Origin of the sequence: Oharaeibacter diazotrophicus (assembly GCF_004362745.1) — a bacterium.
In the GTDB taxonomy this organism is placed as follows: domain Bacteria; phylum Pseudomonadota; class Alphaproteobacteria; order Rhizobiales; family Pleomorphomonadaceae; genus Oharaeibacter; species Oharaeibacter diazotrophicus.
The window spans coordinates 1,234,044-1,259,304 of the sequence record NZ_SNXY01000006.1 but is presented as its reverse complement, the minus strand read 5'-3'; the positions used below and the strand labels follow the sequence as shown (position 1 = coordinate 1,259,304).

Annotated in this window: 24 protein-coding genes and 3 tRNA genes; 22 read left to right on the top strand and 5 right to left on the bottom strand. The window is 70.3% G+C overall.

Annotated elements, in window-relative coordinates:
* Positions 1 to 14 precede the first annotated feature (14 nt).
* The 19 genes from EDD54_RS05940 to EDD54_RS05850 all read left to right on the top strand — a co-directional run bounded on the left by EDD54_RS05940 (position 15) and on the right by EDD54_RS05850 (position 17,906).
* Positions 15 to 890, top strand: coding sequence for a lytic transglycosylase domain-containing protein (locus EDD54_RS05940; protein WP_126535660.1), 876 nt, complete (start codon positions 15 to 17; stop codon positions 888 to 890).
* A gap of 163 nt (positions 891 to 1,053) precedes the next feature.
* The gene (locus tag EDD54_RS05935) at positions 1,054 to 2,679 is read left to right on the top strand and encodes a ribonuclease J (RefSeq protein ID WP_126541680.1); all 1,626 of its coding nucleotides are present in this window, start codon (positions 1,054 to 1,056) and stop codon (positions 2,677 to 2,679) included.
* Between the two features lie 42 nt (positions 2,680 to 2,721).
* On the top strand, positions 2,722 to 3,126 hold the full coding sequence (gene mce, locus EDD54_RS05930; RefSeq protein ID WP_126535662.1) for a methylmalonyl-CoA epimerase: 405 nt from the start codon (positions 2,722 to 2,724) through the stop codon (positions 3,124 to 3,126).
* 438 nt (positions 3,127 to 3,564) lie between these two features.
* Positions 3,565 to 4,443 (top strand): pantoate--beta-alanine ligase, encoded by an 879-nt coding sequence (gene panC, locus EDD54_RS05925; protein WP_126535664.1) that lies wholly within the window; start codon positions 3,565 to 3,567, stop codon positions 4,441 to 4,443.
* Positions 4,440 to 5,261, top strand: coding sequence for a 3-methyl-2-oxobutanoate hydroxymethyltransferase (panB, locus tag EDD54_RS05920; RefSeq protein ID WP_126535666.1), 822 nt, complete (start codon positions 4,440 to 4,442; stop codon positions 5,259 to 5,261). Before panC ends, panB begins: the two co-directional genes overlap by 4 nt.
* A 46-nt stretch (positions 5,262 to 5,307) precedes the next feature.
* Positions 5,308 to 5,592 carry a DUF1467 family protein gene (locus EDD54_RS05915; RefSeq protein WP_126535668.1) on the top strand — a complete coding sequence of 95 codons (285 nt, stop codon included), beginning with the start codon at positions 5,308 to 5,310 and terminating at the stop codon, positions 5,590 to 5,592.
* A 10-nt stretch (positions 5,593 to 5,602) separates the two neighbouring features.
* On the top strand, positions 5,603 to 6,277 hold the full coding sequence (gene tenA, locus EDD54_RS05910) for a thiaminase II (protein ID WP_245515652.1): 675 nt from the start codon (positions 5,603 to 5,605) through the stop codon (positions 6,275 to 6,277).
* A gap of 76 nt (positions 6,278 to 6,353) precedes the next feature.
* Positions 6,354 to 6,764, top strand: coding sequence for a TfoX/Sxy family protein (locus EDD54_RS05905; protein WP_126535672.1), 411 nt, complete (start codon positions 6,354 to 6,356; stop codon positions 6,762 to 6,764).
* A gap of 287 nt (positions 6,765 to 7,051) precedes the next feature.
* Positions 7,052 to 7,591: a DUF4405 domain-containing protein gene (locus EDD54_RS05900; RefSeq protein WP_126535674.1), complete on the top strand. Its 540-nt coding sequence runs from the start codon at positions 7,052 to 7,054 to the stop codon at positions 7,589 to 7,591.
* Between the two features lie 128 nt (positions 7,592 to 7,719).
* A tRNA-Leu gene (locus EDD54_RS05895) sits at positions 7,720 to 7,804 on the top strand.
* A gap of 175 nt (positions 7,805 to 7,979) precedes the next feature.
* The gene (tig, locus tag EDD54_RS05890; protein ID WP_126535676.1) at positions 7,980 to 9,329 is read left to right on the top strand and encodes a trigger factor; all 1,350 of its coding nucleotides are present in this window, start codon (positions 7,980 to 7,982) and stop codon (positions 9,327 to 9,329) included.
* Between the two features lie 245 nt (positions 9,330 to 9,574).
* Positions 9,575 to 10,465 (top strand): SGNH/GDSL hydrolase family protein, encoded by an 891-nt coding sequence (locus EDD54_RS05885; RefSeq protein WP_126535678.1) that lies wholly within the window; start codon positions 9,575 to 9,577, stop codon positions 10,463 to 10,465.
* Between the two features lie 301 nt (positions 10,466 to 10,766).
* Positions 10,767 to 11,399: an ATP-dependent Clp protease proteolytic subunit gene (locus tag EDD54_RS05880; protein ID WP_126535680.1), complete on the top strand. Its 633-nt coding sequence runs from the start codon at positions 10,767 to 10,769 to the stop codon at positions 11,397 to 11,399.
* Positions 11,400 to 11,666: 267 nt separating this feature from the next.
* Positions 11,667 to 12,935, top strand: a complete 1,269-nt coding sequence (gene clpX, locus EDD54_RS05875) for an ATP-dependent Clp protease ATP-binding subunit ClpX (protein ID WP_126535682.1) — start codon at positions 11,667 to 11,669, stop codon at positions 12,933 to 12,935.
* A gap of 385 nt (positions 12,936 to 13,320) precedes the next feature.
* Entirely contained in the window at positions 13,321 to 15,744 is a 2,424-nt protein-coding gene (gene lon, locus EDD54_RS05870) for an endopeptidase La (RefSeq protein WP_245515651.1), read from the top strand.
* A 232-nt stretch (positions 15,745 to 15,976) separates the two neighbouring features.
* Positions 15,977 to 16,252 (top strand): HU family DNA-binding protein, encoded by a 276-nt coding sequence (locus EDD54_RS05865; protein ID WP_126535686.1) that lies wholly within the window; start codon positions 15,977 to 15,979, stop codon positions 16,250 to 16,252.
* A gap of 137 nt (positions 16,253 to 16,389) precedes the next feature.
* Positions 16,390 to 16,465 (top strand) — tRNA-Val (locus tag EDD54_RS05860).
* Between the two features lie 163 nt (positions 16,466 to 16,628).
* A complete protein-coding gene (locus EDD54_RS05855; RefSeq protein WP_126535688.1) occupies positions 16,629 to 17,615 on the top strand; it encodes an aldo/keto reductase in 987 nt (328 codons plus the stop codon).
* Positions 17,616 to 17,832: 217 nt separating this feature from the next.
* Positions 17,833 to 17,906, top strand: a tRNA-Gln gene (locus EDD54_RS05850).
* A gap of 444 nt (positions 17,907 to 18,350) precedes the next feature.
* Here the strand turns inward: EDD54_RS05850 and EDD54_RS05845 are convergent.
* Together EDD54_RS05845 and EDD54_RS05840 are read right to left on the bottom strand one after the other, a co-directional pair.
* A complete protein-coding gene (locus tag EDD54_RS05845; RefSeq protein ID WP_126535690.1) occupies positions 18,351 to 18,926 on the bottom strand; it encodes a GNAT family N-acetyltransferase in 576 nt (191 codons plus the stop codon).
* On the bottom strand, positions 18,871 to 19,596 hold the full coding sequence (locus EDD54_RS05840; RefSeq protein ID WP_126535692.1) for an SDR family NAD(P)-dependent oxidoreductase: 726 nt from the start codon (positions 19,594 to 19,596) through the stop codon (positions 18,871 to 18,873). The genes EDD54_RS05845 and EDD54_RS05840 overlap by 56 nt, the downstream gene beginning before the upstream one ends.
* A 121-nt stretch (positions 19,597 to 19,717) precedes the next feature.
* On the opposite strand from EDD54_RS05840, the gene EDD54_RS05835 reads away from it, so the two are divergent.
* Positions 19,718 to 20,647 (top strand): LysR family transcriptional regulator, encoded by a 930-nt coding sequence (locus EDD54_RS05835; protein ID WP_126535694.1) that lies wholly within the window; start codon positions 19,718 to 19,720, stop codon positions 20,645 to 20,647.
* 70 nt (positions 20,648 to 20,717) lie between these two features.
* On the opposite strand, the gene EDD54_RS05830 is transcribed toward EDD54_RS05835, so the two are convergent.
* Positions 20,718 to 21,608: a LysR family transcriptional regulator gene (locus EDD54_RS05830; protein WP_126535696.1), complete on the bottom strand. Its 891-nt coding sequence runs from the start codon at positions 21,606 to 21,608 to the stop codon at positions 20,718 to 20,720.
* Positions 21,609 to 21,746: 138 nt separating this feature from the next.
* On the opposite strand from EDD54_RS05830, the gene EDD54_RS05825 reads away from it, so the two are divergent.
* Positions 21,747 to 22,202: a DoxX family protein gene (locus tag EDD54_RS05825; RefSeq protein ID WP_126535698.1), complete on the top strand. Its 456-nt coding sequence runs from the start codon at positions 21,747 to 21,749 to the stop codon at positions 22,200 to 22,202.
* Between the two features lie 67 nt (positions 22,203 to 22,269).
* Complete coding sequence (locus EDD54_RS05820; RefSeq protein ID WP_126535700.1) at positions 22,270 to 22,944, top strand: glutathione S-transferase family protein; 675 nt, start codon at positions 22,270 to 22,272, stop codon at positions 22,942 to 22,944.
* Here the strand turns inward: EDD54_RS05820 and EDD54_RS05815 are convergent, their stop codons facing one another.
* Together EDD54_RS05815 and EDD54_RS05810 are read right to left on the bottom strand one after the other, a co-directional pair.
* A complete protein-coding gene (locus EDD54_RS05815; RefSeq protein ID WP_126535702.1) occupies positions 22,945 to 24,324 on the bottom strand; it encodes an MATE family efflux transporter in 1,380 nt (459 codons plus the stop codon).
* A gap of 73 nt (positions 24,325 to 24,397) precedes the next feature.
* Positions 24,398 to 25,201, bottom strand: coding sequence for an SDR family NAD(P)-dependent oxidoreductase (locus EDD54_RS05810; RefSeq protein ID WP_126535704.1), 804 nt, complete (start codon positions 25,199 to 25,201; stop codon positions 24,398 to 24,400).
* Positions 25,202 to 25,261: the final 60 nt, after the last annotated feature.

Genomic DNA, 25,261 nt, shown 5'->3' with positions numbered 1-25,261 from the left:
CAGGCCGCAGCGCCATGGCATCCGCCGACCGAACACCCGCCCGCCGCCTCGCGTCCGCCGCGCTCGTCGCCGTGGCAGGGTACGCGGCTGTGTTCGCATCCGCGCCCGCGCGGGCCGAGAGCGCCCGCGACACCGTCTGTCGGCTGATCGAGCGCGCCGCTGCCGACAATGGGCTGCCGGTCGCGGTGTTCACGCGCCTGATCTGGCGCGAGAGCAGCTTCCGGCCGGCGGTGACGAGCCGGGCCGGGGCGCAGGGCATCGCCCAGTTCATGCCGGGCACCGCCGCCGAGCGGAAGCTCGAGGATCCCTTCGATCCCGAGCAGGCGATCCCGGCCGCGGCGGCGCTGGTCGCCGATCTCTCCGGCCGGTTCGGTTCGCTCGGCCTCGCCGCCGCCGCCTACAACGCCGGCCGGACCCGTGTCTCGGACTTTCTGGCCGGCGGCGGCACGTTGCCGCGCGAGACGCGGGCCTACGTCGCCTTCGTCACCGGCTGGAGCGTCGACGACTGGCGCAGCGGTCTCGCCGAGGCCGCCGGGGTGATGCAGATCGCCGACCCGGGCGCCGGCTGCGCCGCGACGGTCGCCGCCGTCGTCGCCGAGACGCCGGGGGCGGCGGCGTCCGCGCTCGACGAGGCGGTGCTGCCCTGGGGCGTCCAGCTCGCCGGCGGCTACGGCAAGGACGACCTCGTCGCCACCTACGCCCGGATGCGGACACGCTACGCCGGCGTGCTCGCCGGCCACGAGCCGACACTGTTGCCGTTCCGCGTCGGCGGCGCCAAGCCGCGGCGCTACTACCAACTGCGCGTCGCCTTTTCCGGCCGCCGCGACGCCACGCGCCTCTGCCGGGCGCTGCGTCAGGCCGGCGGTTCCTGCCTGGTCATGCGGAATTGATCGGGCTCGGCCGGGAAACCTTGACCTCGGCGCGCATCCGTTCCACGTAGGACCCTTCCGTTCGGGTGTGGTGCTGCAGGAGTTCGACCGCGTGAAGAAGCCGAGGATCGACGGGGGCGAGGAACTGGTGTTCCTGCCGCTCGGGGGCGTGGGCGAGATCGGGATGAACCTCGCTCTCTACGGGCTCGGCCCCGAACGCGATCGCAAGTGGCTGATGATGGACTGCGGCGTCTCCTTCGCCGGACCGGACCTGCCGGGCGTAGACCTCGTGCTGCCGGACATCCGCTTCGTCGAGGCCCAAAAGAAGAACCTCGTCGGCATCCTGATCACCCATGCCCACGAGGACCACTACGGCGCCCTCTACGACCTCTGGCCGCGCCTCGAGGTGCCGGTCTACATGACGCCCTTCGCCGCCGCGCTGCACGCAGCCAAGCGCGAAATGGAGCCCGGCGCACCGCGCATCCCGACCACCGTGGTCGAGCAGGGCTCGCGCTTCTCGATCGGCCCGTTCGACCTCGAACTCGTCGCGGTATCCCATTCGCTGCCCGAGCCGAACGCGGTGATGATCCGCACCGCCATGGGCAACGTGCTGCACACAGGCGACTGGAAGATCGACCTCGCACCCGGCGTCGGCCGCGCCATCGACATGGACCGGCTCGCCGCCCTCGGCGCCGAGGGCGTCCGGGCGATGATCTGCGATTCCACCAACGCCACGCGCGAGGGCCGCAGTCCGTCCGAGGCCGATGTCGCCAAGGGCATGGCCGAGGTGATCGCCAAGGCCAAGCGCCGCGTCGCCGTCACCATCTTCGCCTCCAACGTCGCCCGCATCCGCTCGGTGGCGCAGGCCGCCGCCGCCAACGACCGCGAGGTCGTGATCCTCGGCCGCGCGATCCGCCGCGTGGTCGACGTCGCCGGCGAACTCGGCATGCTCGACGGGCTGCCGCCGTTCCGCGACGAGGAGGCCTACGGCTACCTGCCGCCGGACAAGGTGGTCGCCCTCGTCACCGGCAGCCAGGGCGAGCCACGGGCGGCGCTCGCCAAGATCGCCTTCGACGAGCACCGCAACGTCGCGCTGTCGAGCGGGGACACCGTGGTGTTCTCCTCGCGCACGATTCCCGGCAACGACAAGGCCGTCGGCGCGATCCAGAACGCCCTGGTGGCGCGCGGCATCCACATCGTCACCGACCGCGACGCGCTGGTGCACACCTCCGGCCATCCGCGCCGCGACGAACTGACCGAGCTCTACCGGCTGATCCAGCCGAAAGTCGCGGTTCCGGTCCACGGCGAGGCCGTTCATCTTGCCGCCCACGCCGCCCTCGCCAAGGCGGCGGGCGTGCCGACCGTCGTCTCCGCCAAGAACGGCGCGATCGTCCGCCTGCTGCCGGCCGACCGCGACGCCGAGATCACCGGCCACGTGCCGGTCGGCATCCTGGTCAAGGACGGCTCGTTGGTCCGCGAGCCCGAGGTGTCCGGCGTGGTCGAGCGGCGGCGGATCAGCTTCGCCGGCGCGGTGGCGGTCACGGTCGTCATCGACGACACGGGCGACCTCGTCGGCGACTTCGCGCTGTCGCTGTTCGGCCTGCCGACCACCGACGCGCGGGGCGAGAGCTTCCACGACGCCCTCGGCAAGGTCGTGGAGGGCACGCTGGAGTCGATGCCGCGGGCGCGGCGCCGCGACGACGAGACCGTCGCCGAGGCGATCCGCCGCTCGGTGCGGTCGGCCGTCAACGAGCGCTGGGGCAAGAAGCCCATCTGCGACGTGACGGTGCTGAGATTGGAAGACGCCTGAGGAGGGGCAGCGCCCCGTCCTCCGACAGGGAAGGGGTGAAGCATGATCGGTCGGCTCAACCACGTCGCCATCGCGGTTCCGGATCTGGAAGCGGCGGCGGCCACTTACCGCGACGTGCTCGGAGCCGACGTGAAGCCGCCGCAGGCCGAGCCGGACCACGGCGTCACCGTCGTCTTCATCGAGCTGCCGAACACCAAGATCGAGCTCCTGACCCCGCTCGGCGACGCCTCCCCGATCCGCGCCTTCCTCGACAAGAATCCCTCCGGCGGCATCCACCACGTCTGCTACGAGGTCGACGACATCATCGCCGCCCGCGACCGGCTGAAGGCGACCGGCGCTCGCGTGCTCGGCAGCGGCGAGCCGAAGATCGGCGCCCACGGCAAGCCGGTGCTGTTCCTGCACCCCAAGGACTTCAACGGCACCCTGGTCGAGCTCGAGCAGGCCTGACCGCCGCGGCCGGTGCGCGCCCGCGTTGAAGGCGGGCCGCGGACTTGCTATCTTCCAGGAGTGGGACGGGCGGCAGCCACCGCCCGTCCCGTTTGCCTACCTTGCGAATGATATGCGGACCGTTATGACCCAGCGGTCCGCATATTTCGCCAGGGCGACCTCCAGTTTCCATCGCGGACGCGACATCGACCGGACTCCTGATCGAACGGCGAGGCCTTCGCCGCGGTCGGGGCGGCCCGTCCTCCCCGATCGTTCCCGCCGGGCAGGGAACGCCCTGCTTCCGCCGTCGACCGAGCCATCGTCCTTCGGTTGTGGCGCGTTGTCGAGACCCGCGCCCGCCGCTCATCCGAAATCCGCGATGGCGTTCGCTGCCGCAGCGCAGTAGAAGCGTCGCAAAACGATCCAACGAGGTCTCCCCGGGGAGGGAAGGAGCTGTCCTTGCAGGTGATCGACACCATCGCCGGCCTGCGCGCGGCCATCGCGGCACATCGGCGGGCCGGCCGCACGGTCGGATTCGTCCCGACCATGGGCTATCTGCACCAGGGCCACACGACGCTGGTCGACCGCGCCCGCGCCGAAACCGACGTCGTCGTCACCTCGATCTTCGTCAATCCGCTGCAGTTCGCCCCGACCGAGGACCTCGCCCGCTATCCGCGCGACCTGCCGCGCGACTGCGCGCTCTTGGAAGCGCACCGCTGCGACATCGTCTTCGCGCCGGCCGTCGAGGAGATGTACCCGCGGCCGATGGAGACCATCGTCGACGTCACCGCGCTGTCGGGCCTGCTCGAGGGCGAACGCCGGCCCGGCCACTTCCGCGGCGTCGCCACCGTGGTCGCCAAGCTGTTCGCGATCGTGCAGCCCGACCGGGCCTATTTCGGCGAGAAGGACTACCAGCAGCTGCTCTTGATCCGCCGCATGGTCGCCGACCTCTCGATGCCGATCGCCATCGTCGGCGTGCCGACCGTGCGCGAGGACGACGGTCTCGCCTGTTCGTCGCGCAACGTGTTCCTCGGCCCCGCCGAGCGCGCCGTCGCCGTGGTGCTGTCGCGCTCGCTCGCCGACGCCGAGGCAGCGGTCGCGGACGGCGTCGTCGACGGCCGGGCGCTCGAGCGCCGCGTCCGCGCCTTCGTCGAGGCCGAGCCGCTCGCCGCGCCGGACCTGATCGCGGTCCGCGACGCCGACACGCTGCTCGCCTACGACGCCGCCGAACCGCCGCGCGCGGTCGTCGTGCTGCTCGCCGTCCGCTTCGGCCGCACCCGGCTGCTCGACCAGCGCGTCATCCCCGTCCGCCCCGCCAGCGAGGGAGCACGCCCGTGAGCGCCCCGATCCGTTCCAAGCGCACCAGCGTCAACGACATCAAGGCGCTGCACCGCGTCCGCCCGATCGTCAGCCTGACCGCCTACACCGCGCCGATGGCGGCGATGATCGACCCGCACGTCGACTTCCTGCTGGTCGGCGACAGCCTCGGCATGGTGCTCTACGGCTTCGAAACCACGCTGCCGGTGACGCTCGACATGATGATCGCCCACGGCGCGGCCGTGGTCCGCGGCTCCAAGCGGGCGATGGTGGTGGTCGACATGCCGTTCGGCTCCTACCAGGAGAGCCCGGCGCAGGCCTTCCGCAACGCCGCCCGCGTGCTCGCCGAGACCGGCGCCAACGCGGTCAAGATGGAGGGCGGCGAGGAGATGGCGGAGACGATCCGCCACCTGACCGAACGCGGCGTGCCCGTGCTCGGCCACGTCGGCCTGACGCCGCAGTTCGTCAACAGCTTCGGCGGCTACCGCACCCAGGGCAAGACACTCGCCGAGGCCCGCAAGGTCAAGGACGACGCCGCGGCCGTCGCCGCGGCCGGTGCCTTCGCCATCGTGCTCGAGGGCACGATGGAGCCGCTCGCCCGCGAGATCTCCGAGGGCTCGCCGGTCCCGATCATCGGCATCGGCGCCTCGCCGCACTGCGACGGCCAGATCCTCGTCACCGAGGACATGCTCGGCCTGTTCAACGAGTTCGTGCCGCGCCACGTCAAGCGCTTCGCCGAACTCGGCGCCGAGGTGTCGAAGGCGGTCGCGGCCTATGCCGAGGAGGTCAAGGCGCGCAGTTTCCCGGGGCCGGAGCATACGTTCCGGCCGAAGGCGTGAGAATCGGCAGGGCGGTGGTCCGGCCGGATCGGAGCAGGAGAGGGCGATGAGCATCGGCGGCGTCGGCATCGGCAGCGCGATCGCGATCTACTTCATCATCTGGTGGCTGGTGCTGTTCGCGGTGCTGCCCTGGGGCGTGCGCTCGCAGCACGAGACCGGCGAGGTCACGCCCGGCTCCGACCCCGGCGCGCCGGTGGTGCCGCACCTGAAGCGCAAGCTGATCGCCACCACCGTGGTGGCCGCGATCTGCTTCGTCACCTTCCTCCTCGTCCGCAACTCCGGCCTGACCCTCGACATGTTCCCGGGTCCGAAGGCTCACCGCACCACCTGAGGTCATGGACGTGACGTCCCGCCAGCCGCTGTTCGATCGCCTCGTCGCGCTCTCTGCGTCCGACTGGGACGCCTACACCCACCATCCCTTCGTGGAGGCCATGGGGACGGGCACGCTGCCGCAGGCGGCGTTCCGCCACTATCTGGTGCAGGACTACCTGTTCCTGATCCAGTTCGCCCGCGCCTACGCGCTCGCGGTCTACAAGGCGCGCAGCCTCGAGGAGATGCGCTCGGGCCTGCGCGGCCTTTCCGCCATCCTCGACAAGGAGATGGACCTCCACGTCGACTATTGCGCCGGCTGGGGCATCTCGCGCGCCGAGATGGAGGCGTCCGAGGAGGACATGCCGACGGTGGCCTACACCCGCTTCGTCATCGACGCGGGCCTCGCCGGCGACCTGCTCGACCTCCACGTCGCGCTGGCGCCCTGCGTGATCGGCTATGCCGTGATCGCGCGCCGCCTCGCCGAGGCCGGCGGCGTCCGCGACGGCAATCCCTATTCGCTGTGGATCGCCGAATACGCCAGCGCGGCCTACCAGGACCTCGCCGCCTCGGCCGTCGAGTCGCTGGACCGCCTCGCCGGCGACGACCTCTCCGACGGCCGCCTCGTCCGCCTCGCCAAGCTGTTCGGTCAGGCCTGCCGGCTCGAAGCCGCGTTCTGGCAGATGGGATTGGACAAGGCACCCTGATCCGTTCATGATGCGTTCTCACCGACCGCGGGCCTTTCCCCCGCCGGCGGGCGGCTCCCCGGGAGGAGGGCGGATCATGGACGAGGGCTGGCGCGACTTCCTCGCGGAACTGACCGAGCCGCTCGGCGGCGTCACCATGCGGCGCATGTTCGGCGGCCTCGGCATCTACCGCGACGGCGTGATCTTCGCGATCTCGGTCGGCGACGTGCTGTTCCTCAAGGCCGACGAGGTCACGATCCCCGACTTCGAGGCCGAGGGCTGCGGCCCCTTCACCTACACGTCCAAGGACGGTCGCACGTCGCGGATGCCCTACTGGCGCGCACCCGAGCGGCTGTTCGACGAGCCGGAGGCGTTCCGCGCCTGGGCGCTCGCCGCCGCCGCGGCGGCCCGCCGCCTCGCCGACGCCAAGGAAGCTGCCGCGGTCGCCAAGAAGGCGGCAGCGCGCCCGCGCGCGGCGCGGAAGGCTCGCGGGCCGGAGCCGGGTTAGGCGTGACGCCGACTCGGCCGCCTCCCGAGGGGGCGCGGTGCCCGGTGGCACCGACCTTCCGCCGGCGACCACCGCGATACGGTTCGTTACACTTCCATACCCCCGCGCGAGGATCGACGGCCACCGGGCGGCTAGTGTCCGAAGCGTCGACGTCGGCGGTGCCGTGCCCCCGGCGCCGCGCGCGACGCCGACCCTCGTCGCTCCGAGGTGCCCGTCCGGTTCCCGTCCCCGCGGGCGCCGGGCGGGCGGCGGAGCGCTCGCAACCAGGGACACCCGAGATACCCGTCATGGCCACCGTCAAGGACTTCCTCTGCCGTCAGGCGACGCCGTTCACCACCGGCCTGTTCGTGGTCTCCGCCGTCTCCGGTGTCGCGCTGTTCGTGCACCTGGGCACCGCGACCTTCCGCGAGATGCACGAGATCCTGTCGATGGTGCTGCTGGTGCCGGTGGCGTTGCACGTCTGGCGCAACTGGCGCAGCCTCGTCGGCTATTTCAAGCGCGGCACGATGTGGGTGGCGACCGCGGTCTCGCTGGTGCTCGCCGTCGGATTCGCGCTGGCGGCCGGCAACGGCGGCGGCAATCCGATGATGCAGATGGTCGGCCGGCTCCAGAGCGCGCCCCTGACCGCCGTCGCCCCGGCGATCGGCAGCGACGAACAGGCCGTGCTCGACGCCCTGGTCGCCGCCGGGATCAGCCCGGTCAAGCCGTCGGACAGCATCGCCGACCTTTCCGCCCGCACCGGCCGCGACGCCTTCGAGATCGTCGCCGCGCTCAATGCCGCGGCGAAGGTGGCGCCCGCCGGCCCCGCGACCACCGCGGCCCCCTGATCCCGCGGAAGGCCCGCGCGGCGCGGGAGAGGGGCGGGAAACCCGCGCCTTTTCGCTTTGTGCCCCGACGAAACTTTGCTATGGGAGACGCCGCCTCGGGCCCCGGCCGCGAAGCAGGCGGCGTCCTCGCGGGCGTGGTGGAATTGGTAGACACGACGGATTTAGGTTCCGTTGGCGCAAGCCGTGGGGGTTCAAGTCCCTCCGCCCGCACCAGTCGACGCGCCTCGCGAGCTGCCGGAACCCGCCGTCGCGGCCGAATGCCGGTCCCGTGAGGGATCGTGCGGGACGCGCCCGACGATCGAGACGACAGAACGGGACGCCCGTCCGCTCCGCGGCCACGCGCCGCGCCGGGACGGGCCGAGCGACGACAGGGACGAAAGACGCATCCATGCAGGTGACCGAAACCGCCGCCGACGGCCTCAAGCGCGAGCTGAAGATCGTCGTTCCCGCCACCGACCTCGCCGGTCGGCTGGAGACCTATCTGAACGACCTCAAGGGTCGCGTCCAGATCCGCGGCTTCCGCCCCGGCAAGGTGCCGATGGGCCACCTGAAGAAGCTTTACGGCAAGTCGGCCATGGCCGACATCGTCAACACCGTGATCGGCGAGAGCTCGAACAAGGCGCTCGAGGAGCGCAACGAGAAGTCGGCGATGCAGCCGCAGGTCGAGCTGGCCGACGCGGACGCCGAGAAGGTGCTCGACGGCGGCGTCGATCTCGCCTTCGCCATCAAGTACGAGGTGCTGCCGGCCTTCGAGCTGGCCCCGACCGACGAGATCGCCATCGAGCGGCCGGTCGCTGACATCACCGACGCCGAGGTCGACGAGCGCCTGAGCCAGATCGGCGAGGGCGCCCGCTCCTACGAGGAGAAGGCCGAGGACGCCGTCGCCGAAGAGGGTGACCGCCTGACCATCTCCTACCTCGGCAAGCTCGACGGCGAGCCCTTCGAGGGCGGCGCCGACGACAAGGCCTACCTCTTCCTCGGCCAGAAGCGCTTCATCCCCGGCTTCGAGGAGCAGCTGGTCGGTGCCAAGAAGGGCGACAAGAAGGTGATCGAGGTCACTTTCCCGGCCGAGTACCAGGCGCCGCATCTCGCCGGCAAGCCGGCCACCTTCGACATCGAGGTGTTCGAGATCGCGGCGCCCGGCGAGTTGAAGCTCGACGACGACTGGGCCAAGACCCTCGGCATGGACAGCCTCGAGGCCCTCAAGGGCGCCGTGCGCACCCAGATCGAGTCGCAGTACGGCTTCCAGACCCGCCAGAAGGTCAAGCGCCAGCTGCTCGACGCCCTCGACAAGCAGTATTCCTTCGAGCTGCCGCCGACCCTGGTCGAGCAGGAGTTCGACATCATCTGGCGGCAGGTCGCCGCCGAGATGGAGCGCTCCGGCAAGACCTTCGCCGACGAGGACACCACCGAGGAGAAGGCCCGCGAGGAGTATCGCAAGATCGCCGAGCGCCGTGTCCGTCTCGGTCTCGTGCTCTCCAAGTTCGGCGAGGCCAACAAGGTCCAGGTCACCGAGCAGGAACTGCAGCGCGCCCTGATCGAGCGCGCCCGCCAGTTCCCGGGCCAGGAGCGCGCGGTGTTCGACTACTACCGCAAGGACCCGAACGCGCTCGCCTCGCTGCAGGCGCCGGTGTTCGAGGAGAAGGTGGTCGACTTCCTGCTCGCCTCGGTCAAGGTCACCGACAAGACCGTCTCCAAGGACGAGCTCTTCACCGAGGACGACGAGCTGGCGGCCTGACCGCACGCCCGTCCCGACGAATTTTCGCGCCGGCCGGAGCCACCCGCTCCGGCCGGCGTCGTTTTTTCGCACGTGTATCGCCGACGGCTGCGGAAACACGTCGGTTTCCGCTTGCGTCAGGTCGCGCCTTCCGATTACGTAAACGTCGCAATCCGTAACCGGTGGCCGCGAGGAGGCGGCGTGCCGGCGGCCGGGCGCGAGAGGGCGCCGGCCGGACGGAGGGAACGGGGATCGGGAGGATCTGAATGAAGACGTTCTGGGCCAGGCTCGCGGGCGCGGCCTTCGCCGTCGCCGCCACCGTCACTGCGGCCGCGGCGGCCGACTACCGCGTCGTCTCCTTCGGCGATTCGCTGAGCGACGTCGGCAACACCTTCGAGTTCACGTCCGGCTCCAAGCCGGCGTCGCCGCCCTACTACCAGGGCCGCTTCTCCAACGGGCCGGTGTGGACCGAGATCCTGGCCGGCGGCGCGATGAACAAGTTCTCGAGCGCGATCAACAACGCCAAGGACACCAACTTCGCCTTCGGCGGCGCCTATGCCGGAACCGGCGGTCAGGTCCCGACGATCCCGACCCAGATCGGCGCCTACCTGCAGAAGGGTGGCAAGTTCGCGGCCAAGGACGTGGTGACGCTGCTCGGTGGCGCCAACGACATTTTCGTGCTGACGCCGGCGAGCACCGCGACCAACACCAAGAAGGTCGCCACCGCCGCCGCCGACGCCATGGCCGCCAACCTCGCCTCGGTGCTGAAGGCCGGCGCGAAGGTCGTCGTGATTTCCAACCTGCCGGCGCTCGACAAGACGCCGCAGGCCAAGCTCGCGAGCGGTCTCGGCACCGTCTACGCGCTCGCCACCAAGACCTACAACACCCGCCTCGCGGCCAAGGTCACGGCGGCCCGCACCGCCAATCCGACCGCGAAAATCGTGGTGCTCGACCTGAACACCCTGTTCTCCTCGGTGATCGCCTCGCCAGCCACCTTCGGCTTCACCAACGTCACCGACGCCTGCGTCCGCGTGCCGGCCTGCGTGTCGGCGAGCACGGCGACGCAGAACGAGTACATGTTCTTCGACGACGTCCACCCGACCACCCACGCCCACGAAATCACCGCCTTCATGGCGCGCTGGGCGCTGACGCACTGATCCGGCCGAGCCGGCGACGGATCGTCACGAACGGGCCGGGGAGCGATCCCCGGCCCGTTCCGCGTTTCCGGGGAGGGGCTTCCATGGCGGCCGCGGCGACATATATGCGCTCTCCCGGGCCCGCCGCGGCACCGGTCCGGCGGCGATCCGACCGCGGCCGTGCACGCAAAATTTAGTCGGTCGGTGTAGCCAAGGGCGGGAACGGGATGTAACGATCCCGTCACGAGCGATTTGCGGGGGCGGCGGCGACGCCGGTTTTCCGCCACGGAACGGCCGCGGCACGCGCGGTGCGAGGAGAGGCATGAAGGATCCCGTCGATTTCACCATGAGCACGCTGGTCCCGATGGTGGTTGAGCAGACCAACCGCGGCGAGCGCGCCTACGACATCTTCTCGCGCCTTCTCAAGGAGCGGATCATCTTCATCGCCGGCGGCATCGACGACAACGTCGCGACGCTGGTGTCGGCCCAGCTCCTGTTCCTGGAATCGGAGAATCCGAACAAGGAGATCTCCCTCTACATCAATTCGCCGGGCGGCTACGTCACCTCGGGCCTCGCCATCTACGACACCATGCAGTTCATCCGGCCGAAGGTGTCGACGCTCTGCATCGGCCAGGCGGCGTCGATGGGCTCGCTGCTGCTGTGCGCCGGCGAGGCGGGCATGCGCTTCTCGCTGCCGAACAGCCGGATCATGGTGCACCAGCCGTCGGGCGGCTTCCGCGGTCAGGCCGCGGACATCATGCTGCACGCCCAGGAGATCCTGAAGCTGAAGCGCCGGCTGAACGAGATCTACGTCAAGCACACCGGCAAGAGCCTCGAGGCCGTCGAGGAGGCGCTGGAGCGCGACAACTTCATGGACGCCGCCCAGGCGAAGGCCTTCGGCCTCGTCGACGACGTCCTCGAGAGCCGCGTCGCCCTCGAGGCGGCGGGGCGCTGAGACCCGGAACCGTTCCCGCATCGGCCCTCGCCGCGGGGCCGGGCGGGGTGGGGACGGAACGGCGGCGACCACCGGGTCGCCGATGGTACGTGACGTTAAGTCTATCTTGATCCTCCGGCGCCAGCATCGTCGGATCGTCTGCCGGGCGACCGGCGATGCGCTAGAAGGATCGGGACGAGGTCCGGGGTCGGGCGAGGCGGCGGTGGCCGCGGCGTCCTCCGCCGGACCCGGGTGGGTCACCGCCCGCAACCGAGCAGGAATGATTGGATGACCAAGGTCAGCGGCGGCGAGTCGAAGAACACGCTCTACTGTTCGTTCTGCGGCAAGAGCCAGCACGAAGTCCGTAAGCTCATCGCGGGCCCGACGGTCTTCATCTGCGACGAATGCGTCGAGCTCTGCATGGACATCATCCGTGAGGAGTCGAAGTCCAATCTCGTCAAGTCGCGCGACGGCGTGCCGACACCGGAGGACATCCGCAAGGTCCTCGACGACTACGTCATCGGGCAGGACAAGGCGAAGAAGGTTCTCTCGGTCGCGGTCCACAACCACTACAAGCGCCTGAACCACGCCGCCAAGAACAACGACGTGGAACTGGCCAAGTCGAACATCATGCTGATCGGCCCGACCGGTTGCGGCAAGACGCTGCTCGCGCAGACGCTCGCCCGCATCATCGACGTGCCCTTCACGATGGCCGACGCCACGACGCTGACCGAAGCCGGCTATGTCGGCGAGGACGTCGAGAACATCATCCTGAAGCTGCTGCAGGCCGCCGACTACAACGTCGAGCGGGCCCAGCGCGGCATCGTCTACATCGACGAGGTCGACAAGATCTCGCGCAAGTCCGACAACCCGTCGATCACCCGCGACGTCTCGGGCGAGGGCGTGCAGCAGGCCCTCCTCAAGATCATGGAGGGCACGGTCGCCTCGGTCCCGCCGCAGGGCGGCCGCAAGCACCCGCAGCAGGAGTTCCTGCAGGTCGACACCACCAACATCCTGTTCATCTGCGGCGGCGCCTTCGCGGGTCTCGAGAAGATCATCTCGGCGCGCGGCAAGTCGACCTCGATCGGCTTCAAGGCCAACGTCGCGGCCCCCGAGGACCGTCGCACCGGCGAGCTGTTCCGCGAGGTCGAGCCGGAGGACCTGTTGAAGTTCGGCCTCATCCCCGAGTTCGTCGGCCGTCTGCCCGTGCTGGCGACGCTGGAGGATCTCGACGAGGAGGCGCTGATCATCATCCTGACCGCGCCGAAGAACGCCCTGGTCAAGCAGTACCAGCGCCTGTTCGAGATGGAGGACGTCGAGCTGTCCTTCACCGACGACTCGCTGCGGGCGATCGCCCGCAAGGCGATCGAGCGCAAGACCGGCGCGCGCGGCCTGCGTTCGATCATGGAGGCGATCCTGCTCGACACCATGTACGAGCTGCCGGGCCTCGACGGCGTGCGCGAGGTCGTGATCTCCGACGACGTGGTCGCCGGCAAGGCCAAGCCGATCTACGTCTACGCCGAGCAGCGGCTCGAGGAGACCGGCACCTCGGCGTGAGGCCTGGGGCCCGAGCGGCGGGCGGTGCCCGCCGCGGCGAAGATCGAGGGCGGCGAGGGGCTTCGCCGCCATGACGGCAAAGTCGCCGGGCTGTTCCGGCGACCTTGAACATACCCCTGCCGCGGTCCATGTATCCGCTTGACGCGGCAGCGTCGGAAACGAGCGAGGCGGCTCGGGGTGCGCTCCAACGCGGGGCACCCGGCGCCGGCCGTGCGAAGCGGATCGGGGCGACCGGCGGACGGCCCCCCGCGAACCTTCCACAGCCCGTTTCCATCGAGGGTCGTCTCCGCGCGCGGTGACGGTCCGTCGTGCCGACCGCGTCGTTCGGCCGTCGATCGTGGCTCCCTCCCGGCCAAGTCGACGGGCCGCAGATAAGGAAATGGACATGGCCGCCCAATCCCCGTCAGGACTGCCGAAGGACGTGTTCCCCGTCCTGCCGCTGCGCGACATCGTCGTCTTCCCGCACATGATCGTGCCGCTGTTCGTCGGCCGCGAGAAGTCGATCCGCGCGCTCGAAGAGGTGATGAACGCCGACAAGCAGATCCTGCTCGTCACGCAGAAGAACGCCGGCGACGACGATCCGGCGCCGGGCGCGATCTACGACGTCGGCACCCTCGCCACCGTGCTGCAGCTGCTCAAGCTGCCCGACGGCACCGTCAAGGTGCTGGTCGAGGGCGGCAAGCGCGCGACCATCACCCGCTATCTCGATCGCACCGAGTATTTCGAGGCCGAGGCCACGATGCTCGACGAGGATTGGGGCGAGCGCGTCGAGGTCGAGGCCCTGGCTCGTTCGGTGGTCGCCGAGTTCGACAACTACGTCAAGCTGAACAAGAAGGTCTCGCCGGAGGTGCTCGGCACCATCTCGCAGATCGACGACTATTCCAAGCTCGCCGATACCGTCGCCTCGCACCTGGCGGTCAAGATCTCCGACAAGCAGGAGATCCTCGGCCTCGTCAAGGTCGCGGACCGGCTGGAGCGCGTGCTCGGGCTGATGGAGAGCGAGATCTCGGTCCTCCAGGTCGAGAAGCGCATCCGCTCGCGCGTCAAGCGTCAGATGGAGAAGACCCAGCGCGAGTACTATCTCAACGAGCAGATGAAGGCGATCCAGAAGGAACTCGGCGACGGCGAGGAAGGCCGCGACGAGCTCGCCGAGCTCGAGGAGCGCATCAAAAAGACCAAGCTTTCCAAGGAGGCGCGGGAAAAGGCTCAGGCGGAGCTGAAGAAGCTGCGCCAGATGTCGCCGATGTCGGCCGAGGCGACGGTGGTGCGCAACTACCTCGACTGGCTGCTGGGCATCCCCTGGAAGCAGCGCTCGAAGGTGCGCAACGACCTCGCCTTTGCCGAGCACGTCCTCGAGGAGGAGCACTACGGCCTGGAGAAGGTCAAGGAGCGCATCGTCGAGTATCTCGCCGTCCAGGCGCGCGCCAACAAGCTCAAGGGCCCGATCATCTGCCTCGTCGGCCCGCCCGGCGTCGGCAAGACCTCGCTGGCCAAGTCGATCGCCAAGGCGACCGGCCGTGAATATGTCCGCATGTCGCTCGGCGGCGTGCGCGACGAGGCCGAGATCCGCGGTCACCGCCGCACCTACATCGGCTCGATGCCCGGCAAGGTCATCCAGTCGATGAAGAAGGCGAAGAAGTCCAACCCGCTCTTCCTGCTCGACGAGATCGACAAGATGGGCATGGACTTCCGCGGCGACCCGTCGTCGGCGCTGCTCGAGGTGCTGGATCCGGAGCAGAACTCGACGTTCATGGACCACTACCTGGAGGTCGAGTACGACCTCTCGGACGTGATGTTCGTGACCACGGCGAACACGCTGAACATCCCGGCGCCGCTGATGGACCGCATGGAGATCATCCGGATCGCCGGCTACACCGAGGACGAGAAGGTCGAGATCGCCAAGCGGCACCTGATGCCGAAGGCGATCGCCGACCACGGCCTCCGGAAGGGCGAGTACGAGATCACCGAGGACGCGATCCGCACGGTGATCCGCCAGTACACCCGCGAGGCCGGCGTCCGCAACCTCGACCGCGAGATGATGTCGCTCGCCCGCAAGGCGGTGACGGAGATCCAGAAGTCGAAGGGCGAGGTGACGTCGGTGGTGGTGACGCCGGAGAAGGTCGAGGCCTATCTCGGCGTCCCCCGGTTCCGCCACGGCGAGGCCGAGCAGGACGCCGCGGTCGGCGTCGTCACCGGTCTGGCCTGGACCGAGGTCGGCGGCGAACTGCTGACGATCGAGGCGGTCAAGCTGCCCGGCAAGGGCCGCATGACCGTGACCGGCAACCTGCGCGACGTGATGAAGGAATCGATCTCGGCGGCGGCGTCCTACGTCCGCAGCCGCGCGGTCGACTTCGGCATCGAGCCGCCGCTGTTCGACAAGCGCGACATCCACGTCCACGTGCCGGAGGGCGCGACGCCCAAGGACGGGCCGTCCGCTGGCATCGCGATGGTGACGTCGATCGTGTCGGTGATGACCGGCATCCCGGTGCGCCACGACGTGGCGATGACCGGCGAGATCACGCTGCGCGGTCGCGTGCTGCCGATCGGCGGCCTCAAGGAGAAGCTGCTCGCCGCGCACCGCGGCGGCATCAAGACGGTGATGATCCCGGCCGAGAACGCCAAGGACCTCGCGGACATCCCCGAGAACGTCAAGGGTGGCCTCGACATCATCCCGGTCGCCCGCATGGACGAGGTGCTGAAGCACGCGCTGGTGCGCATGCCCGAGCCGATCGAGTGGGACGAATCGAAGGCGGAGACGCCCAAGACCCCGGCGATCGAGGAGGACGCCACGACCGCCACGGCACACTGACGACCGGCCGCTCGACGGCTGTCGCACCCCAGGGTCGAAAGGGCCCGGGCTCCTCGGAGCCCGGGCCCTTTCTTTGTCGTGAAGAGGTTCGCCGGGGGCGCTTTTTTCCTGAGATTCCCGGCCTTCGCCTCTTGATTTCGGGCGGAAATCCGGGAAACGTGCCGCCCGAGGTCGCCGGGCCCCCCTCGGGTCCGCCACCGTCAACGAGCTTCCAAGGACAAAGGGATCCGTGATGAACAAGAACGATCTGGTCGCGCAGGTTGCCGACAAGGCGTCGCTGAACAAGGCGCAGGCCGGCGCGGCCGTCGACGCCCTCTTCGCCGCGATCACCGCGGCCCTGAAGGAGGGCGACGAGGTTCGCATCGTCGGCTTCGGCAACTTCGTCGTGACCGAGCGCGCCGCGTCCGAGGGCCGCAACCCGCAGACCGGCGAGACGATCCAGATCCCGGCCTCCAAGCAGCCGAAGTTCCGCGTCGGCAAGGCCCTCAAGGACGCCGTCAACGGCTGATCCGGACCGACGGTCCACCGTCGGCACGAACGGCCGGTCGCGCGATGGCGCGGCCGGCCGTTTCCTTTGCGGCGCCGGCGCGCGGTGCTTGCCACGCGGCCCACTTCGCCGTAATTCTCGCCGCGTCGACGGTCGGCGGGCGGTTAGCTCAGTTGGTAGAGCGCCTGCTTTACACGCAGGATGTCGGGGGTTCGAGACCCTCACCGCCCACCAGTCGCCTCCCTCGCGCCGGTCCTTTTCGCGCGCCCCTCCCGACATCGTGCTTCGACCGCCGGATCCCTGCCCGCTACCCTCGCGTTGGGACGTGGGGACATACGGGGCCCGATGCGCGCCGGCCGGACGGTCGGCACCGGGACCCGCGAGCGGGAGATGGCAGATGCGGACGCGTGTTCTCGGCCGGAACGGGCCGGTGGTCTCGGCCCTCGGCCTCGGCTGCATGGGGATGAGCGAGTTCTACGGCGCCGCCGACGAGGCGGAATCGGTCGCGGTGATCCGGCGTGCCCTCGATCTCGGCGTCACCTTCCTCGACACCGCCGACATGTACGGCGTCGGCCGCAACGAGGAACTGGTGGGACGGGCGATCGCGGGCCGGCGCGACGGCGTGGTGCTCGCCACCAAGTTCGGCAACGTCCGCGGCCCGAACGGCGAGCGCCTCGGCATCGACGGCCGGCCCGAATACGTCCGGGCCGCCTGCGAGGCCAGCCTGAAGCGGCTCGGCGTCGACGTGATCGACCTCTACTACCAGCACCGCGTCGACCCGAACACGCCGATCGAGGACACCGTCGGCGCCATGGCCGATCTGGTGCGCGCCGGCAAGGTGCGCTTCCTCGGCCTCTCCGAGGCGTCGCCGGCGACGATCCGGCGCGCCGCCGCGGTCCATCCGATCGCCGCGCTGCAGACCGAGTACTCGCTGTGGAGCCGCGATCCCGAGGACGCCATCCTGCCGACCCTGCGCGAGCTCGGTATCGGCTTCGTGCCCTACAGCCCGCTCGGGCGCGGCTTCCTCACCGGGCGCTTCCGCAAGCCCGAGGATCTTCCCGGCGACGACTTCCGCCGTGCCTCGCCACGCTTCTCCGGCGAGAACTTCGCCCTCAACCTCGATCTCGTCGGCGTCGTCGAGGAGATGGCCGCCGCCAAGGGCGTGAAGCCGTCGCAGTTGGCGCTCGCCTGGGTGCTCGCCCAGGGCGACGACGTCGTGCCGATCCCCGGCACCAAGCGGATCGCCTATCTCGAGGAGAACGTCGCGGCCGCCACGGTCGACCTCTCCGCCGACGACCTAGCCGAACTCGACCGCGCCTTCCCCCGCGGCGCCGCCGCCGGCGAGCGCTACGCCCCCGGCGGCATGGCGACGATCGACGGCTGAGGTAGGTGGGTGGAGGGGGCAGGCGCGCGACTCGATTCTCGTGCGCCGGAAACCGGTCCGGTCGAGGCACCCGCGCGACGATCCCGCCGAAGCCGGCGGGTTTGCGGCTGGTTGACAGCCGGTGGCGAAGTCGTTGACAGGCCGATGACGATCGGCTACTTCACCCCGGCCGGCGGCAACCGGCACCGGCGGTGCCGGCCCTGCGAAGCAGGCCTGCTGGGGGATAGTTCAACGGTAGAACAGCGGACTCTGACTCCGTTAATCTTGGTTCGAATCCAGGTCCCCCAGCCAATCTTCCGCTAAGCTCCTTGTAAACATTGATGTTTCGCCATCGGCTGAGAATCCGCTCCGCCGATCTTGGTGCGCGTGTGCCCCAACCTTGGCCCCAAGCTGTGCCCCAAAGGCGCCGCGGCCGGTCGGATCTCGAGGGGGCGCACCTGACGGCGACGCGTCACGAAGTCCCCACTCTCGCCTGCGAGGGCAACGTCTTCCACCGGTGCGACCGCAGGCCGGTCCGCTACGATGGTTGCACCCGGAACGTCAGGTGCGCAATCATGTTGGGGCCGCGCGGCTCCCGGTCTGGCGGGCAAGATTGAGAACGCGCTGGAATCCTGGGAGTGCCGGGGACGGGCCGAGAGCGTGCTTCCATCTCTTGGCGTCGTCAGCACCAACCGCGTCGCGAAGTCCATCCGGGTCGCTTGATCGGTCCCGCCGAACACTCGCTTCCATCGGCCGTTACGAAAGCACGCGCCGGAACGTCCATTTGCTGTCCCCGACCGCCCAATAGTCCGGGATCTCGGCTACCTGTTCGTAGCCGAGGAATGCGTAGAGCGCTCTCGCAGGTGCCATCGCGGGCAGGCTCGACGTATCGATCAGGAGCATGCGTGCGCCGAGTTCGATGGTGCGACGCTCGACCGCGATGACGAGATCGCGGCCGACGCCGCGCCGGCGGGATGCCGGCAGAACGCCGAGGAACAGCATGTTCCAGACGCCCGGCGCCGGCTCCGGCTGGAAGAGGGCCGCGCCGCTGCCGTCGGACGTGACGAGCCATTGCCGCCCGTCCTGGCTTTCGGCCAAGGCCGCGGGCAGGGAGGCGACGAAGTCGTCGGCCTCCTCGGCCGAGAACAGGCCGACGCCGCGGATGATGGCAGCGAGCGCCGGGATGTCCTCGGCGCCGGCCGGGCGAACGATTGGCGACGAGGACGTCGGCGGGGCTCCTCCTGCCAGCTGGTCTGCGATCCGGACTTCGATTGGATTACACGGCGGCGAACTGGCGTTCGATGGCCTTGTGGTCGGCGCGCCAGGCCTCATAGACGCTCGCCGACATCGGGTCCGGGAAGATGTCGTCCCGGCCGGACTCGATGCCTTCGACGATGGCGCGGGCGACGTCCGCCGGGCTGGTCTTCGGGAAGGTGATCTCGGCCGCCATGTCGGTGTCGACCGGGCCTGGGAAGACGGTGTGCACGGCGATGCCGAGCGGGGCGAGGCTCCCGCGCTGGCTCTGCGACAGCGACCACAGCGCCGCCTTGGACGCGTTGTAGCCGGCGAGCGCCGGCATGCTGGCGAGCGCGACGACGCTCGCGATGTTCACCACCGCGCCGCCGCCGTTGCCGGCGATCACCGGGGCGAGGGCGCGGGTGGTGAGCAGCGGACCGTAGAAGTTCACCGTGAAGTTCCGCTCGATCGCCTCGGGCGCCATGTCGAGGGCGGAGCCGAAGTCGAGCACGCCGGCGTTGTTGACCAAGAGCCGGAGGTCGGGGACGGCGGTGGCGAGGGCGGCGACGGCCTGCCGATCCGCGACGTCGAGGGCGAGCGGGACGACCCGGTCCGGGGCGATCGCGACGGTCTCGGCCAATCGGGCGACGTCGCGTGCGGCGGCGTAGACCTTGGCCGCGCCGGCGGCGACGAGGGCCGAGACGATCTCGCGGCCGATGCCGCGGTTGGCGCCGGTGACGAGGGCGACGGTGGACTGGATCCGCATGGCTCTGCTCCTGGGACGAGATGGCGGGGTAACCGCGACGCCCCAGATCTAATCCTTGCACCGAGCGCCTTAAACGCCGCAGGATGCGCGACACTCGTTCTTAAATTGCACCAATGATCCCATGGACATCGAGGCGCTCAAGGTGGTGGTCGAAGTTCTGTCGCGGGGCAGCTTCGCCGAAGTTGCGCGCGGGCGCGGCGTGGAGCCCTCTTGGGTGTCGCGGACGGTGGCCGCGGTGGAAGCGGAGCTCGGCTTCCGCCTCTTCCAGAGGACGACGCGCCGCCTCTCGCCCACCGAACTCGGCGCGTCCTATCTCGCCAAGGTCGGCGCGCTGGTCGCCGATCTCGAGGCCGCGCGCGACGAGGCGCTGGCGGCGAGTGTGGGCGCGACGGGGCTGCTGCGCCTCACGGCATCCGTGGCCTTCGGCGCGCGCTGCATCCTGCCGCTGATCCCCGCCTTCCGCGCCCTCCATCCGGCGGTCCGGCTCGATCTCGTCTTCACCGACGACACCCTCGACATCGTGGCCGAGAAGATCGATCTCGCAGTGCGCCTCGCACCGGAGGTCTCCGGCGATCTTGTCTGCACCCGGCTGATGCCGACCCGCTACCGCGTCTGCGCCGCGCCGTCGTGGGGCGATGGCGACGGGCTCGGCGGGGATCTTGCACGCCTCGCATCCGCTCGCTGCCTGCGCCTCGCCTTGCCGGCGTTCCGCGACCGTTGGCTTGTGCGGGACGCGACCGGCACCGTGACCGAGGTGCCGATCGACGGTGATCTTCTCTTCACCAGCGCGCTGACGCTCTACGAGGCGGCGCTGATGGGCCTCGGCCCCGCGCTGCTGCCGCTCTGGCTGATCGCGGACGACCTCGCCACCGGTCGGCTCGTCGACCTCCTGCCGGAGCACGACTGCGCGGCGACGCAGTTCGACACGTCCGCCTGGATGCTCTACCCCTCGCGCGCCTACCTGCCGGCGAAGACGCGCGTGGCGATCGACTTTCTGCGCGAGCGGTTGGCGCCGCTCGGCGTTACCGGATCGGCCCGGCGGGACGGGTGAAGACGCTCGCGGGTGACCGAGGCTGTCGGGCCCGAAGCGTGCCGGGCCTCCCTCCGGCCGGGACGCGCCCCTACCGGTCGCCGGTCCGTCCCTCGAGTCGTGCCCGCTCACCGACGAGCCCGCCGCCGACGATGTCGAGGAAGGCGCGCACCCGGGCGGTTGTCTTGAGATCGGCGTGGGTTACGATCCAGAGCTCGCGCGCCAACGCCGGGATCGGCTCCGGCACGGCGCGCACGAGGCCGGGTTCGCCGTCGCCGAGGTAGCAGGGCAGCACGGCGAGGCCGAGGCCGTTGCGGGCCGCGACCAGCTGGTTGACGACGCTGTTGGTACGGTAGGCGATGCGGGCGGCCGGGACCGTCGCTGCCAGCCAGTCGGCGGCATTGACGCCCGCGACGCCGTCCTCCCAACCGACGAAGGGGCCGTTCTCGAGCCCGCTGCCGGCCACGAGGCCCGGCGTGCCGTAGACCGTCCAGCCGACATCCGCGAGCTTGCGGCCGAAGAGGTCGCCCCCGCGCGGCCGTGCGACGCGCAGCGCCACGTCCGCCTCTCGGCGTGACAGGCCGAGGATGCGGTTGTCGATGACGAGTTCCACCGCGATTCCCGGATGCGCCTGCCGGAACAGGCCGATTTGCCTCGTCAACAGGCTGTAGGCGAGCGTCTCCGAGGAGGTCACTCGCAGCCGGCCGGTGAGCCGGGCATCGCGGCCGAGGATCTCGCGGTCGAGCGCCGCCGTCTCGGTCTCCACCCGCTCGGCCGCGGCGGCCGTGCGCTCTCCGGCCGGCGTCGGCACGTGGACGCCGCCCGGCAGCCGCTCGAACAGGCGCACGCCGAGCCGGTCCTCCAGGGCGCCGAGCCTGCGGAAGACCGTGGAGTGGTTGACGCCGAGGTCGGCCGCGGCCCCGGTCAGGGAGCCACGGCGGGCGATCGCGAGCACGAGGCGGAGGTCGTTCCAGTCGTCCATGGCCAGGGAGACTAGCAGGCGAGCGGCTTGCAGTCGTGCAAGCACGACTTCCAAAGTCACAGATGGAGCGGATCATGTGCAAGCGCTACCGATCGGGACGAGCCGCAGCGCCACGGCCCGAACTCTCGGAGAAGCCCCATGTCCGCCCCAACTTCCCTCACCGCCGAACGGGTGGCGACGACCCTGCTCAGGGTGTCGCTCGGCACCATGTACCTCGCCCACGGCATTGTCCTGAAGCTCCTCACCTACGGTCTGCCCGGGACCGCCGCCTTCTTCGAGAGCGTGGGCCTGCCGGGCTGGCTGGCCTACGTCACCTTCGCCGCCGAGGCTCTTGGCGGCGCGGCCCTGGTGCTCGGCATCCAGGCCCGCTGGGTGGCGCTGGCGCTGACGCCCTTCCTGGTTGGCGCCATCGTCGGCGTCCACGGCGCCAACGGCTGGGTCTTCACCGCGCCGAACGGCGGCTGGGAGTATCCGGCCTACCTGGTCGTACTCTCGTTCGCCCAAGCGCTGCTGGGCGACGGAGCCTTCGCTCTCAGTCCTTCCAGGCCGCTCCTTCGCCGGGCGCGACGCGTCGCGGGCAGGGTCTTCGGCTGATCAAGCCGCAATCGGCGGGACGGCGACGCCGTCCCACACTCCTATCCACCACGACTGGATTCGTCCGATGCCGAAGCTCGAACTCGTCAGCCACGCGCTCTGCCCCTATGTCCAGCGCGCCGTCATCGCTCTCACCGAGAAAGGCGTGCCGTTCTCCCGCACCGTCGTCGATCTCGACGACAAGCCGGACTGGTTCCGCGCGATCTCGCCGCTCGGCAAGGTCCCGCTGCTGAAGGTCGATAGCCAGGTGCTCTTCGAGAGCGCCGCCATCGTCGACTATCTCGACGAGACGCTGGAGCCCCGCCTCCACCCCGTCGACCCGATCGAGCGGGCGCAGCACCGCGCCTGGATCGAGGTTTCCTCCACTATCCTCGGCGACCTCTGGCAGCTCTATACAGCCAAGGATACCGACGCCTTCGAGGCGCGGAGGCAGGTCCTCGACGGTCGCTTCGCACTGCTGGAGGAGACCCTCGAGGAAGGGCCCTTCTTTGCGGGCGACCGCTTCTCACTGGTGGATGCCGCCTTCGGCCCGATCTTCCGCTACCTCGACGTGTTCGACCGCGTCGTCGATCTCGGCGCGTTCGAAAGCCGTCCGACGCTCGCCGCCTGGCGCCGCGTGCTCGCCGCCCGCCCGAGCATCCGCGACGCCGTCGCGCCGGACTACCCCGACCGCCTCGCGGCCTTCGTCCGCCGTCAGGGCGGTCACCTCGGGCGTCTGTTCGACCGGGCCGACGCGGCCTGATCAGGCGCTCGGGACGCGCCGCATCGCTAGCCACGCGCCGATGCGGCGCACACCCACGGCCGACGCTACCGCCGAGGCCGTGATCCCCGCGTAGACGACCATCGCGCCGGCCAGTACAGCGTAGAGCCCGGCCGGCCCGAAGGCGTGGGCCGCCGGCCCGCCGAGCGCCGCGACAAGGCCGACGCGGAACAGCGACGCGGCGAGCGGGATCGCGAGCCGGCCGGTCGCCTGCGCCGCGAAGTAGAGCGCGAGTCCCGCGCCGAAGAAGCCGTAGGCCGGGCCGACGACGGCGAGATAGGCCGCGCCGGCCGCGACGATCGCCGGATCGTCGGTGAACAGGCCGAGGAAGCGGGCCGGGAACAGGGCGGCGGCAAGGCCGATCGCCTCGGTGATGGCGAAGGCGATGCCGGCCGCGATCCAGGTGACGCGCACCGCGCGCGCCCGGTCGCCGGCCCCGATGCTGGTGCCGACGATGGCCGCCGTCGGCGCACCGAGGCCGAAGACGAGCGGGATCAGGAGATACTCGAGCCGCACCGCGGTGCCGTAGCCCGCCACCGCCGCCGGCGAGGCAGCGGCGGCCGCGGCCATGGCGAGCGCCACGGTGACGTTGGTCGAGACGCTGGAGATGGACGAGGCGAGGCCGATCCGCAGGATCTCGCCCGTCGCGGCGAGCGGCAGCCGTGGAGGCCGGGCGGTGGGCTTCAGCACGCCCCGGCCCGACCAGATGTGCCAGCCGAGGATCACCGTACCGATCACGTAGTAGGCCACCACCGCCAGCCCGCCGCCGGCGATGCCGAGCGCCGGCACCGGGCCCCATCCGAAGATCAGCAGCGGCGAGACCGGCACGAGCAGCGCCGTGCCGGCGACGATCACCGTCGCCGGGAAGGCCATGTTGCCCTGCGCGCGGATCACGGCCGAGAAGGAGTTGAACAGCCAGAGCGGTACCGCCCCGGCGAACACCACGGTCGAATAGGCGACCGCCGCATCGAGCGCCCCGCCCGTGCCGCCGAGCAGGACGTAGAGGTCCCGCCCGAAGGCGAGCGCCGCCGCCGTCGTCGCGCCCGACAGCAACAGCGTGACCCCGACCGCGGCCCAGACGACCCCGTTTGCGTGCTCCCGCCGGTCCGCCCCGAGCACCCGCGACAGGGTCGAGAGGATTCCCCCGCCGACGGCGCCGGCGGACACCATCTGCAGCAGCATGAAGGCCGGGAACACCAGCGCCATGCCGGCGAGCGCGTCGGTGCCGAGGCGCGAGACGTACCAGGTCTCGATCAGGCCGATGGAGGACTGCGCGCCCATCACCAGCATGTTCGGCCAGGCGAGGCGGAGGATGGTGCGGCCGGGCGGGCCCTCGAGCAGCAGGCGGGTGCGCGGGTCCATGGGCGTGCGGTTTCCGGAAAGAGCGGCAGGGCCCCGGCGCCACAGCGGCGCCGGTGCGGGCGGGATCCAGGCGTCAGGCGGTGGTCGGCAGCCCGTAGCGGGCGGCGACCTTCGCGTTGGAGAGTCGCGGCAACATCGCCTGCCGGGCCGCCTCGTAGGCCTCGAAGTCGGCCGCATCCTGCAGCGAGGGGATCGTCGCGAACTCGCCGCGGTCGAGCCCGACGAGCGCGGCGTCGACGAGATCGCCCGCGGACATCACCATCGCCGCCGGCAGTTCGCTCGCCGGCCGGCCGGCCTTGTCCCACAACTCCGTCGCGGTCGCACCCGGCAGCACCACCTGCACCTTGACGCTGGTACCGGCGAGCTCCTTGGCGAGCGACTGGCTGAAGCCGAGCACGTAGGCCTTCGACCCGCCGTAGACGCCGTTCAGGATCTCCGGGCCGATGGCGACGATCGAGCCGATGTTGACCACGGTTCCGGTGCCCCGCGCGACGAAGCCCGGCACCGCCGCATAGGTGAGGCGCGTCAGGGCCGTCACGTTCACCGCGATGATCGCCTCCATGGCGTCCACGTCCGACTGCACGAGCGGCGTGATCGCGGCGAGGCCGGCGTTGTTGACCAGCAGCGTGACGGTGGTGTCGGTACGCAGCAGGTCCTCCACGAGGCGCTGCCCGGCGGAGGTGGCGAGATCGGCCGCGAGCGTGCGGACAGCGACGCCGTGACGCTCGCGCAGCCGCGCGGCCTCCGCGTCCAGGCGCTCCGCGTTGCGGGCGACGAGCACCAGGTCGTGGCCGCGCGCGGCGAGGCGGTCGGCGTAGACGGCGCCGATGCCGGACGAGGCGCCGGTGACGACGGCGGTTCCGAGGGGGGACGGCATGGAAAAGTCTCCTGAGGTGTGCCGGGACCGAGCGGCGCCGGCGTCGCAACAGGAATAGCG